The sequence below is a fragment of the Pseudonocardia sp. C8 genome, from assembly GCF_014267175.1.
Taxonomy (GTDB): Bacteria; Actinomycetota; Actinomycetes; order Mycobacteriales; family Pseudonocardiaceae; genus Pseudonocardia.
In genome coordinates, this window is record NZ_JACMTR010000002.1 from 5,763,489 (window position 1) to 5,775,878 (window position 12,390).

The 12,390-nt window shown below is 74.3% G+C and carries 8 protein-coding genes; 6 read left to right on the top strand and 2 right to left on the bottom strand.

Annotated elements, in window-relative coordinates; translation table 11 throughout:
- The first annotated feature begins 86 nt into the window (after positions 1 to 86).
- On the top strand, positions 87 to 2,027 hold the full coding sequence (locus H7X46_RS27400; protein ID WP_186362090.1) for a heavy metal translocating P-type ATPase: 1,941 nt from the start codon (positions 87 to 89) through the stop codon (positions 2,025 to 2,027).
- A 13-nt stretch (positions 2,028 to 2,040) separates the two neighbouring features.
- Here the strand turns inward: H7X46_RS27400 and H7X46_RS27405 are convergent, their stop codons facing one another.
- The gene (locus tag H7X46_RS27405) at positions 2,041 to 2,637 is read right to left on the bottom strand and encodes a TetR/AcrR family transcriptional regulator (protein ID WP_186362091.1); all 597 of its coding nucleotides are present in this window, start codon (positions 2,635 to 2,637) and stop codon (positions 2,041 to 2,043) included.
- Positions 2,638 to 2,728: 91 nt separating this feature from the next.
- Between H7X46_RS27405 and H7X46_RS27410 the strand changes: the two genes are divergently transcribed.
- Positions 2,729 to 4,942 carry a HAMP domain-containing sensor histidine kinase gene (locus tag H7X46_RS27410; RefSeq protein WP_186362092.1) on the top strand — a complete coding sequence of 738 codons (2,214 nt, stop codon included), beginning with the start codon at positions 2,729 to 2,731 and terminating at the stop codon, positions 4,940 to 4,942.
- Positions 4,943 to 5,612: 670 nt separating this feature from the next.
- On the opposite strand, the gene H7X46_RS27415 is transcribed toward H7X46_RS27410, so the two are convergent.
- Positions 5,613 to 6,302, bottom strand: coding sequence for a response regulator transcription factor (locus H7X46_RS27415; RefSeq protein WP_186362093.1), 690 nt, complete (start codon positions 6,300 to 6,302; stop codon positions 5,613 to 5,615).
- A 103-nt stretch (positions 6,303 to 6,405) separates the two neighbouring features.
- Here H7X46_RS27415 and H7X46_RS27420 point away from each other — a divergent pair, with 103 nt between their 5' ends.
- Genes H7X46_RS27420 through H7X46_RS27435 form a run of 4 tightly spaced genes read left to right on the top strand, consistent with a single transcriptional unit; the run spans position 6,406 to position 12,385 of the window.
- Complete coding sequence (locus H7X46_RS27420) at positions 6,406 to 7,983, top strand: carboxyl transferase domain-containing protein (protein ID WP_370589089.1); 1,578 nt, start codon at positions 6,406 to 6,408, stop codon at positions 7,981 to 7,983.
- A 19-nt stretch (positions 7,984 to 8,002) separates the two neighbouring features.
- Entirely contained in the window at positions 8,003 to 10,192 is a 2,190-nt protein-coding gene (locus H7X46_RS27425) for a biotin carboxylase N-terminal domain-containing protein (protein WP_186362955.1), read from the top strand.
- A complete protein-coding gene (locus H7X46_RS27430) occupies positions 10,189 to 11,340 on the top strand; it encodes an acyl-CoA dehydrogenase family protein (RefSeq protein WP_186362095.1) in 1,152 nt (383 codons plus the stop codon). The genes H7X46_RS27425 and H7X46_RS27430 overlap by 4 nt, the downstream gene beginning before the upstream one ends.
- A 25-nt stretch (positions 11,341 to 11,365) precedes the next feature.
- Positions 11,366 to 12,385: an NADP-dependent oxidoreductase gene (locus H7X46_RS27435; RefSeq protein WP_186362096.1), complete on the top strand. Its 1,020-nt coding sequence runs from the start codon at positions 11,366 to 11,368 to the stop codon at positions 12,383 to 12,385.
- The last annotated feature ends 5 nt before the right edge of the window (positions 12,386 to 12,390 follow it).

Here is a 12,390-nt window from a genome sequence, read left to right on the forward strand (position 1 = left end):
CTGAGTAACTGCGCGGATGGACGTGCATCTCGCTGAGTGGATGCCTGCTTGCCTATCTTCGTGCATACGCAGATAAGCTCACCGGCATGCGCACCGCACTGACCCTGCCCGAGGTCCGCTGGGCCGGGGCCTCCCTGCTGGCGTTCCTCGCCGCGGTGGGGCTCGACCTCGCCGGCACCCCCGCCCCGGTCGTGGTCACGGCCTACCTCGCCTGCTACGTCCTCGGCGGCTGGGAGCCCGCCGTCGAGGGGATCCGGGCGCTCGCCGAGAAGCGGCTCGACGTCGACCTGCTGATGGTCGTCGCGGCCGGCGCCGCGGCCTCGATCGGCCAGTGGTTCGACGGGGGCCTGCTGATCGTCATCTTCGCGACCTCCGGCGCCCTGGAATCGGTGATGACCGCCCGGACCCGGGCCAGCATCGACGCGCTGCTGGACCTCGCCCCGGAGACCGCCACCCTCGTCGAGGACGGCGGCGAGCGGCAGGTCCCGGCGGCCGAGCTGGTCGCCGGGCAGACCGTCGTCGTCCGGCCCGGCGAGCGGATCCCCGGCGACGGCCGGGTGCTCGACGGCGTGTCCGAGGTGGACACGGCCGGGCTGACCGGGGAGCCGGTGCCGGTCCGGCGGGCGGCGGGCGACGACGTCCTGGCCGGGACCGTCAACGGCACCGGCGTGCTGCGGGTGCGGGCGCTGCGCGACGCCGCGGACACCGTCGTGGCCGGGGTCGCTGCCCAGGTCGAGCGGGCCGCCGAGACCAAGGCGCACCGCCAGCTGTTCATCGAGAAGGTCGAGCAGCGCTACTCCGCGATCGTCGTGGCCGCCACCGTGGCGCTGCTGGCGGTGCCGCTGCTGTTCGGGGCGCCGTTCGAGGAGACGCTGCTCCGCGCGATCGTCTTCATGATCGTCGCGTCGCCGTGCGCGATCGTGCTGGCCACCATGCCGCCGCTGCTCGCGGCACTCGCGGTCTCCGGGCGGCGCGGGACCCTGGTCAAGGACGTCACCGTGCTCGAGGCGCTCGCCGAGATCGACACGGTCGTCCTGGACAAGACCGGCACGCTCACCTCCGGCCGCCCGCAGGTCGTGGACGTGACCCCGCTCGGCGACCGGTCCGCCGGCGACGTCCTCGCGCTGGCGGCCGCGGCCGAGGAGGGCAGCGAGCACGTCCTGGGCCGCGCGGTGCGGCGGCACGCGCTGGAGCGCGGCCTCGACCTGCCCGCCGTGTCCGGGTTCGAGGCGATCCCGGGCGAGGGGGTACGCGCGGTCGTCGACGGCCACGAGGTCGCGGTCGGGCGGCCCGAGCTGCTCACCGAGCCCGGCGAGCGGGTCACCGCGCTGGTCGACGCGGTGCAGGACGGGGGGCGCACGGCCGTCGTCGTGCTGGTGGACTCCGAGCCGGCCGGCGTCGTCGCGCTGTCCGACGAGCCGCGGCCGGGCGCGGTCGAGGCGATCGAGGAGATCCGGCGGACCGTCGGCACGCCGGAGGTCCTCACCGGTGACGCGGCGCGGCCGGCCCGCATCCTCGCCGACCGGCTCGGCCTGCCCGACGTGCGCTCCGGGCTGCTGCCCGCCGGCAAGGTGGAGGTCGTCGGCGAGCGGCAGGCGTCCGGACGGCGGGTGCTGGCCGTCGGGGACGGCATCAACGACGCGCCGCTGCTGGCCTCCGCCGACGTCGGCCTGGTCGTCGGCGAGGGAGCGGGGGCGCTGTCGCTGGAGGCGGCGGACGGCGTCCTCACCCGGGACCCGCTGGGCTCGCTGGCACCGGTGGTCGAGCTCGCCCGGCGGGCCCGCCGGATCGCCCGTGCGAACCTGGCCTTCGCCGCCACGGTGATCGTCGTGCTGGTGGCGTGGGACCTGATCGGGACGTTGCCGCTGGTCGTCGGCGTCGCCGGGCACGAGCTGTCGACCGTGCTGGTCTGCCTGAACGGGCTGCGGCTGCTGGTCGGCGCGCGCCGCGGGGACCGGCGGAGCCGTGCGGCGGCCGGTGCGGTGGTCCCGGCCGGGCGCGAACCGGTCGGAGCGGGCCGCCGGTAGGCCCGGCGCGGCGTCAGGCCGGCGCGGCGTCCAGGGCGGCCAGCGCCATCCGGCGCAGCACGGCGGCGCGCGCGTCGGCCCCGCGGGTCGGCGGCTGCTCCGCCCGCGGGGCGTACGGGGTCGAGTTGAGCAGCCCGAACACGCCGTGCGCGACCGTCCGGGCGTCGGTGGGCGGGACGTCCGGATGGACCCGTCGCAGGGTGTCCACCCACAGCTCGACGTAGGTGCGCTGCAGCCGCCGGACGGTGCGCCGCGGCTCGTCGGGCAGGTTCGCGAGGTCCCGGTCCTGGACGACGATCAGCTCCGGCTCCCGCGTGGTGAACTCGATGTGGAAGTCGACCAGGTCGGCGAGCGCGGCCCGCGGGTCGTCGTGCCGGACCCGCGCCCGACCGCCGGCGAGGAGCCGCTCGCTGATGTCGATCAGCATCTCCGCGAGCAGCGCCTCCTTTCCGGGAAAGTGCCGGTAGAGGGCCGGCCCGCTGACGCCGACGGCCGCGCCCAGCTCGGCGATGCTCACCCCGTGGAACCCGTGCCTGGCGAACAGCCGGGACGCCTCTGCGAGGATCTGCTCGCGCCGGGTGGGTCCGGCGGTGTCCGGGGCGGCGGCCATCTCCCGATCGTACCCGGCTCGGTTAATGATTGTTAACACCGCGGTGGTCGTCTCAGGCTGTGCACAGGACGTCGGCGATACCCTCGTCGGTGTGAGGAGCCTCCTGCGCCGGCTGCGCGAACGCACGGGCGTCCGCGCGGCGTCGGCGCTCGCCGCGGCGGCCGCCGTCGCGGTCGTGCTCGTCGTCGCCGGGGTCGCGCTCGTGCTCGTGCTCGACCAGACGCTCAAGAGCAACACCCGCGCCGCGCTCGAGGAGAACGCCCGGCAGCTCGGCACCCGGGTCGAGGCCAACTTCTCGGGCACCGGCGACCCCAAGCGCAACGCGATCGACGCGACCGGCAAGCGCACCGACATCGTCCAGGTCGTCACCGCCTACAGCGACGAGACCAACGCGCCGGACTGGATGGTCGGCTCCAACGGGAGGCAGCAGGACGTCCAGATCATCGGATCGTCGGACCCGCTGAGCGGCCAGGGCCGGATCGTGGACTGGCTGCTGGCGCCCGGGGAGACGAACTACCAGCTCGACGTCCCGATCACGTTCCGCAGCGGCTCGGGGCAGAACGGCGTGGACGAGACCACGACCGAGACCATGATGGTCGTCGGCGTCGGTGACCGGGCCCAGGGCCGTCCGATCACGATCTACGCCGCGCAGGAGCTCGGGCCAGTGCACGACGCCGTCGAGACCGTCGGCTGGCTGGTCGCAGGCGGCGTCCCGGTCCTCGTCCTGATCGCCGGGTTCTTCACCTACCTGTTCGCCGGGAGCGCGCTGCGCCCGGTCGAGCAGATGCGCGCCCGGGTCGCGGGCATGACCGACAAGGACCTCTCCCAGCGGGTGCCCGAGCCTGCGGCCCGCGACGAGGTCGGGCGCCTGGCCCGGACGATGAACCAGATGCTCGGCAGGCTCGAGTCGTCCCAGGCCACCCAGCGCCGGTTCGTCGCCGACGCCAGCCACGAGCTGCGCAGCCCGCTCGCGACCGTGTCCACCGGCCTCGAGCTGCTCGGTACCGGGATGCCGGAAGGGTCCGCGGACCGCGCGACCGTCGACACGCTGCGCGGCGAGACGACCCGGCTGACCGGCCTCGTCGAGGGGCTGCTGTTCCTGGCCCGGGCCGACGAGCGGGGGCTCGTACCGCGCCGGGAGGAGGTCGACCTCGACGAGATCGCCGAGGCCGAGCGGGTCCGCCCGTCGGGCGAGACGGCCGTCGCCGTGCGGGTGACGACCGAGCCGGTGCGGGTCGTCGGCGACCGTGGCCAGCTGGTCCGCGTCGTGCGGAACCTGGTGGACAACGCCAAGCGGCACGCGCGGTCGACCGTCGCCGTGTCGGTGCGGGCCGCGGACGGCGTCGCGGTGATCGACGTCGACGACGACGGCAACGGCGTCCCCGAGGCCGACCGGAGCCGGGTGTTCGAGCGGTTCGTGCGGCTCGACGAGGCCCGCTCGCGCGGTGACGGCGGTTCCGGGCTGGGACTGTCGATCGTGTCCGAGCTGGTCGCCGCGCACGGCGGCACCGTGGCTGCCCTCGAGTCGCCGGAGCTCGGGGGCGCCCGGTTCCGGGTGACCGTGCCGGCCACGGCACCGGATCCGGACGGCGCCGGGAACCGGGCGCCGGCCGCCGTGGACGGGGCGCCGGTGGACGAGCCCCGCCCGGCCGCCGGGGCCGGGCAGTCCCCGGCCGGAGCGGACGACGCGGCCGCGGCCGGGCTGGACGGGTCGCGAGGGCCGGCGGTGTCCGCTTCGCGCGGGTCGCAGGGCTCGGTCGCGCCCGGTCCGGACGAGCCGCGGGGATCGATCCTGCCCGGCTCCGACGGCTCTCGGGGGTCGGCGGTGTCCGGCTCGGAGGGGTCTCGGGGGTCGGCGCTGCCCGGCTCGGACAGGACCGGGGGACCGGCCGTGGCCGGCCCGGACGGCTCGCGGGAACCGGCTGCGCCCGATCGGAACTGGTGGGCGGAACCGCCCGCCCCCGGCCCGAACGGTTCGGGGGTACCGGCCGCGCCCGGCCAGGCGGGCGGACCCGCGCACCGGCCCGACCTCGGCCGGTCGTCGACGGTCGCCGACCACGAGGGCGGCGGGCCGGCGCGCCCCCCGAACCGCAGGCCGGACCCCTCGACCGGTCCGCTGCCGATCCGCCCCGACACGGTCGGCAGCCCGTACGACGAGAACGCCACCCGCCCGATACCGGTCTCCGGTGCCCGGGCGGCCCGCCACGGCACCGCCGTCGCGAACCGGGAACGCACCGGTGAGCAACCGACCCGCCCCACCGCGGCCGGTCGCCCGCCGGTGCCCCGCGGCCACGGCAGGACCTGATCCGGTCCGGTCCCGGGCAGTCGCGTTCCGCGGAACGCGGCGGCACCGTCGCGCCGAGCTGCTGCTGCCAAGGACGCCGACCTGCACCGGGCGTGGAACGGTGCCGGCCGCGCACCAGGAATCTGGGGCACGTTCGCCGTCGTCGCCGCCGCGGCGGGCCCGTGCGTGTCGACCGGTTGCTCAGCAGCACGTTCGCGCCGCCGTGCAGGCGGGAGCGTGCGCGCCGACGCTGCGCTCAGGGTCGATCAGCACGCATCGGACGTGGCGAGGGTGAGAACGTGCTTCTCGACGGCCCGCCGCGGGTTGATCAGCACGTTTCGGCCGCGCGCGAGGCGGGATCGTGCGTGTCGACGGCGCGCCGGAGGTTGATCAGCACGTGTGGGCCGTGCGTGGGGCGGGTTCGTGCGTGTCGGTCGCGGGTCGCGGTTTGATCAGCGCGTTTCGGCCGGACCGGGGGCGGGATCGTGCGTGTCGACGGCCCGCTGCGGGGTGATCAGCACGTTCCAGCCGTGCCCGGGGCGGGATCGTGCTGCTCGACGATCCGCCGGGAGATGGATCAGCGCGTAATTGCCGGCCCCCAGGGCAGGAACGTGCGTCTCGGCGCCGGCGCGGGACGTCCCGCTGCGACCCCGTCCGCGACGGCGAGCCGGTTCCGGCCCGGAACGGCGCGTCAGTGCGGGGACGCCGAGGCCGGCTCGGACATGCGGTACCCGACCCCGCGCAGGGTCTCGATGCTGTGCGTCCCGAACGGCGCATCGATCTTCCGGCGAAGGTAGCCGACGTAGACCTCGACGACGTTGACCTCGCCGTCGTAGTGCGCATCCCACACCGATCGCAGGATGTCGGTCTTCGTGACGACCTGCCCGGTGTGCTGCATGAGGTGCTCCAGCACCCCGAACTCGCGCGGGGTCAGCGAGATCTCGACGTCGCCGCGGTGCACCCGGTGCGTTCCCGGGTCCAGGGTCAGGTCCCCGACCCGCAGCACCGCGGGCGCGGTCTCCCCGGCCCGGCGCAGCAGCGCGCGCAGCCGGGCCTGGAGCACGACGAACGAGAACGGCTTGGTCAGGTAGTCGTCGGCGCCCAGGTCGAACGCGTCGGCCTCGTCGTACTCGCCGTCCTTCGCGGTGAGCATGAGGACCGGCGTCCACACGCCGCGGTCGCGCAGGTGCTGCAGGATCCGGTAACCGGACAGGCCGGGGAGCATGATGTCGAGCACGATGACGTCGTGGCGCCCGGAGAGGGCCTGCTGGAGGCCGGTGTTGCCGTCGTGCGCGACCTCGACCTCGTGCCCCTCGCCGGCCAGGCCACGGCGGACGAGCTCGGCGAGCGGTTTCTCGTCCTCGACCAGTAGGAGACGCACGCACCCACCGTAGTGACCCGTGGCTGTGACGATCCTGAGGCCTGGACGACGGCGTTAACGACCGCTAACGTGTTAATGGTCATTAACAGGGAGGGTGTGCATGATGCTCCAGGAGGCGGCGCCGAGGCTCGGTACCGCGGTCGACCCATCCGGTGCGCAGTTCGCGGCGAACGCCGCGGCGCATCGTGACCTGGTGGCGGACCTGAACGCGCAGCTGGCGACGGCGCGCCTGGGTGGTCCGGAGAAGGCCAGGGCACGGCACGTGGAGCGGGGCAAGCTCCTGCCGCGCGACCGGGTCGACGCGCTGGTGGACCCGTCATCGCCGTTCCTGGAGCTCTCCCCGATGGCCGCCCACGGCATGTACGACGGCCGGGCCCCCGGCGCCGGCATGATCACCGGGGTGGGGCGGGTGGCCGGCCGCGAGTGCGTGGTCGTCGCCAACGACGCGACCGTCAAGGGCGGCACCTACTACCCGATGACGGTCAAGAAGCACCTGCGCGCCCAGGAGGTCGCGCTGCAGAACCGGCTGCCGTGCATCTACCTGGTCGACTCCGGCGGCGCCTACCTGCCCGAGCAGGAGCAGGTGTTCCCGGACCGGGAGCACTTCGGGCGGATCTTCTACAACCAGGCCACGATGTCGGGCCTCGGCATCCCGCAGATCGCGGCGGTGCTGGGGTCGTGCACCGCCGGCGGCGCCTACGTCCCGGCGATGAGCGACGAGGCGGTGATCGTCCGCAACCAGGGGACGATCTTCCTGGGTGGCCCGCCGCTGGTGAAGGCGGCGACCGGCGAGGTCGTCACCGCCGAGGAGCTCGGCGGCGGGGAGCTGCACTCGACGACCTCGGGCGTCACCGACCACCTCGCCGCCGACGACGCCGACGCGCTGGCGCGGGTCCGCGCGATCGTCGGCACGCTGGGCCCGCGGGCCGACCGGCCCTGGGAGGTCGTGCCGACCGAGGAGCCGGTGGTCGACCCCGCCGAGCTGTACGGCGCGGTCCCGGTCGACTCCCGGACCCCCTACGACGTCCGCGAGGTGATCGCCCGGATCGTCGACGGCTCCCGGTTCCACGAGTTCAAGTCGGAGTACGGCACGACGCTGGTCACCGGGTTCGCCCGGATCCACGGCCACCCGGTCGGGATCGTGGCGAACAACGGGATCCTGTTCGCCGAGTCCGCGGTCAAGGGCGCGCACTTCGTCGAGCTGTGCGACCAGCGCGGCATCCCGCTGGTGTTCCTGCAGAACATCTCCGGGTTCATGGTCGGCCGCGAGTACGAGGCCGGCGGGATCGCGAAGCACGGCGCCAAGATGGTCACCGCGGTCGCCTCGACCCGGGTGCCGAAGCTGACCGTGATCATCGGCGGCTCGTTCGGGGCCGGGAACTACGCGATGTGCGGGCGGGCGTACTCGCCGCGGTTCCTGTTCATGTGGCCGAACGCCCGGATCTCGGTGATGGGCGGTGAGCAGGCCGCCACCGTGCTGGGCTCGGTCGGCTCGGGTACGGATCCGGACGCGATCCGGGCCAAGTACGAGGCCGAGGGCCACCCGTACCACTCGACGGCCCGGCTGTGGGACGACGGCGTCATCGACCCCGCCGACACCCGCACCGTGCTCGGGCTGTCCCTGTCCGTCGCCGCCAACGCGCCCCTGGCCGAGCAGGCCTTCGGCGTCTTCCGGATGTGAGGCCGTGATGACGCACCGCATGTTCGACACCGTCCTGGTCGCCAACCGCGGCGAGATCGCCGTCCGCGTGCTGCGGACCCTGCGCGCGCTCGGCGTCCGCAGCGTCGCCGTGTACTCCGACGCCGATGCCGACGCCCCGCACGTCCGCGCCGCCGACGAGGCGGTCCGGATCGGCCCGGCCGCCGCGGGCGAGTCCTACCTGTCGATCGAGAACGTGCTGGCCGCGGCGCGGGCGACCGGCGCGCAGGCGATCCACCCCGGCTACGGCTTCCTGTCCGAGAACACCGCGTTCGCCGCGGCCTGCGAGGCCGCGGGCATCACGTTCGTCGGGCCGCCGTCGTCGGCGATCGACGCGATGGGCGACAAGATCCGGGCCAAGCAGACGGTCGCGAAGGCGGGCGTCCCCGTGGTGCCCGGCTCGGACGGCGCCGGGCTCTCCGACGACGACCTCGCCGCGGTGGTCGCCGAGATCGGCTACCCGGTGCTGCTGAAGCCGAGCGCCGGGGGCGGCGGCAAGGGCATGCGCGCGGTGCACCGGCCCGAGGAGCTCGCCGACGCGATCGCCGGGGCGCGCCGGGAGGCCCGCGGCTCGTTCGGCGACGACACGCTGCTCGTCGAGCGCCTGGTCACGACGCCGCGGCACATCGAGATCCAGGTGATGGCCGACGGCCACGGCAACGTCGTGCACCTCGGCGAGCGCGAGTGCTCGCTGCAGCGCCGCCACCAGAAGATCATCGAAGAGGCACCGTCGGCGTTGCTCACGCCCGAGCAGCGCGCGGAGATGGGGCGCGCGGCCTGCGAGGCCGCCCGTGCAGTCGGCTACACCGGCGCCGGCACGGTCGAGTTCATCGTCTCGGGCGATCGAGCCGCGCATCTGGAGACGGGTGTCGGGGGGCCGACGGGGGGCGGAGCCCCCCGTCTGGAGTTCTTCTTCCTCGAGATGAACACCCGCCTGCAGGTCGAGCACCCGGTCACCGAGGAGGTCACCGGCCTCGACCTGGTCGAGCTGCAGCTGCGGGTCGCGGCCGGCGAGCCGCTGCCGGTCCGGCAGGACGACGTCGCGCTGTCCGGCCACGCGATCGAGGCCCGCGTCTACGCCGAGGCCACCGCGGTCTCGGGAGAGACGCTGACCTTCCTGCCCTCTGGCGGCCCGGTCCTCGACTGGACCCCGCCGGACGGGGTGCGGGTCGACTCCGGCATCGAGACCGGCACCGTCGTCGGCTCCGACTACGACCCGATGCTCGCCAAGATCATCGCGCACGGTGCCACCCGCGACGAGGCGCTGCGCCGCCTGGACACCGCGCTGGGTGCCACGACCCTGCTCGGCCTGGACACCAACATCGGGTTCCTGCGGTCCCTGCTGGCCGACGACGACGTCCGCGCCGGCCGGCTCGACACCGGCCTGATCGCCCGCCGCGGGGCCGCGCTGGTGGAAACCGGCGTGCCCGACGACGTGCTGGGCGCCGCCGCCGGGCTGGCGCTGCTGCGGCTCGAGCCGGACACCGCCGTCGTGGACCCGTTCGACGTCCCCGGCGGCTGGCGGGTCGGGGAACCCGCCTGGCTGGTGCGTCGCCTGGTCGCCGGCGGCGACGACGCCGTCGAGGTCCGGGTCCGTGGCCGCGCCACCGGGTTCGAGCTGGCGCTGCCCGGCGGCCGCGCCGCGGTGCCGCCGCCCGACGCCACCGGCGGGCCGGCCGCCCTCACCGGCACGGCACCCGGGGCGCAGCCGGCCTGGGCCGCGGCCTCTGCGGCACAGCCGGCCTCGGCCACGGCCGCCGCACCGTCCGTGCACTGCCGCACCGTCGCCGTCGCGCCCGGGCTGATCGCGCACACCCACGACGGCCGCACCCGCCGCTACGCGGTCGCCCACGCCCCCGACGGCGTGGTGTGGATCGGGCGCGACGGCCGCACCTGGGGTCTGCGCGAGCAGGAACCCCTGGAGGCGGCCCGCACGGCGTCCGGCGGGGACGGCGGCCCGGTCCGCTCGCCGATGCCGGGCACCGTGACCGTCGTCGGCGTCGCCGACGGCGACGCCGTGACCGCCGGCCAGACGCTGGTGGTCGTCGAGGCCATGAAGATGGAACACGTGCTCACCGCCCCCGTCGACGGGACGGTGCGCGAGCTGAGGGCCCGCCCCGGAGCCACCGTCGCCAAGGACGCCGTGCTGCTCGTGGTGGACGCCCCGGAGAGGCAGGAGGAGTCCGCATGACCACCACCACCGGTGCCGAGGAGTACGAGGCCCTGCGGGCCTCGGTCGAGGACTTCGCGCGCAAGGAGGTCGCCCCGGTGATCGGGGACCTCTACATCCGCGAGGAGTTCCCGTACGACATCGTCGCCAAGATGGGCCGGATGGGCCTGTTCGGCCTGCCCGTGTCCGAGGAGTACGGCGGCATGGGCGGCGACTACTACGCCCTCTGCCTGGCCCTGGAGGAGCTCGCCCGGGTCGACTCGTCGGTCGCGATCACCGTCGAGGCCGGGGTGTCGCTGGGTGCGATGCCGATCTACCGGTTCGGCACCGAGGAGCAGAAGGCCCGCTGGCTGCCCGACATCGCCGCCGGCCGCGCGCTGGGCGCGTTCGGGCTGACCGAGCCCGGCGGTGGTTCGGACGCCGGTGCCACCCGCACCACCGCGCGCCTGGAGAACGGCGAGTGGGTGATCAACGGGTCGAAGTGCTTCATCACCAACTCGGGCACCGACATCACCTCGGTCGTCACCGTCACCGCCGTCACCGGGGAGAAGCCCGACGGCGGCAAGGAGATCTCGGCCATCCTCGTGCCCTCGGGCACTCCCGGGTTCACCGTGGCGGAGAAGTACTCCAAGGTCGGCTGGAACTGCTCGGACACCCGCGAGCTGTTCTTCGACGACGTCCGCGTGCCCGAGAGCCACCTGCTCGGCGAACGCGGCCGGGGTTACGCCCAGTTCCTGTCCATCCTGGACGAGGGCCGGGTCGCGATCGCCGCGCTCTCGACCGGCCTGGCCCAGGGCTGCGTCGACGAGTCGCTGCGCTACGCGCACGAGCGCGAGGCGTTCGGCAGGACCATCGGCTCCTACCAGGCGATCCAGTTCAAGATCGCCGAGATGGAGGTGCGGGCGCACACCGCCCGGCTGGCGTGGCAGCACGCGGCCCGGCTGATGCTGGCCGGGGAGTCGTTCAAGCACGAGGCCGCGATCGCGAAGCTGGTCGCGTCCGACGCGGCGATGGACAACGCCCGCGACGCCACCCAGGTGTTCGGCGGCTACGGCTTCATGAACGAGACCCCGGTCGGGCGGTTCTACCGCGACGCGAAGATCCTCGAGGTCGGCGAGGGCACCTCCGAGGTGCAGAAGATGGTGATCGCCCGCCACCTCGGCCTCTGATCCGGCCGGGGCGTAGAACTGGGGCATGGCACATGACGTGAACCGACAGGTCCGGCTCGCCGCGCGTCCCACCGGGACACCGGGGCCGGACGTCTGGGAGCACACGATCGAGCCGGTGCCCGAGCCCGGTGCGGGCCGGCTCGTCGTCGAGGTCAGCCACATCTCGCTGGACCCGGCGATGCGCGGCTGGATGAACGCCGGCCGCAGCTACGTCCCACCGGTCGAGGTCGGTGCGGTCATGCGCGCGCTCGGGGTGGGGACGGTCCTGGCGTCGCGGCACCCGGACTTCGAGGCCGGGGACGTCGTCACCGGGATGCTCGGCGTCCAGACCCACGCCGAATCCGACGGTTCCGGCCTGCAGAAGGTGCGGCCGTCCGAGGCGGCTCCGCCGGAGCGTCACCTCTCGGTGCTCGGCATGACCGGCATGACCGCCTACTTCGGACTCTTCGACGTCGGGGCGCTGCAGGAGGGGGACACGGTCGTCGTCTCCGCCGCGGCCGGTGCGGTCGGCAGCATCGTCGGGCAGCTCGCGAAGACCCGGGGTGCCCGGGTGATCGGGATCGCGGGCGGCCCGGAGAAGTGCGCCTGGATCGTCGACGAGCTCGGGTTCGACGCGGCGATCGACCACCGCTCCCAGGACGTCCGCACGGAGCTGCGCACGCACGCCCCGGACGGCGTCGACGTGTACTTCGACAACGTCGGCGGCGACATCCTCGACGCCGTCCTGACCCGGCTCGCCCGCGGTGCCCGGGTGGTGATCTGCGGGGCGATCAGCCAGTACAACGAGACCACCGCCCCGCAGGGACCTGCCAACTACCTGAGCCTGCTGGTCAACCGGGCACGGATGCAGGGGTTCGTCGTCTTCGACTACGCCGACCGCTACGGCGAGGCCGCCGCCGAGCTCGCCGACCTGCTGGCGCAGGGGCGCATCCACAGCCGCGAGGACGTCGTCGACGGGACGGTCGACGACTTCCCCGAGGCGCTGCTCCGCCTGTTCCGCGGCGAGAACACCGGCAAGCTGGTGCTCCGCCTCCAGGCCGCCTGACCGCC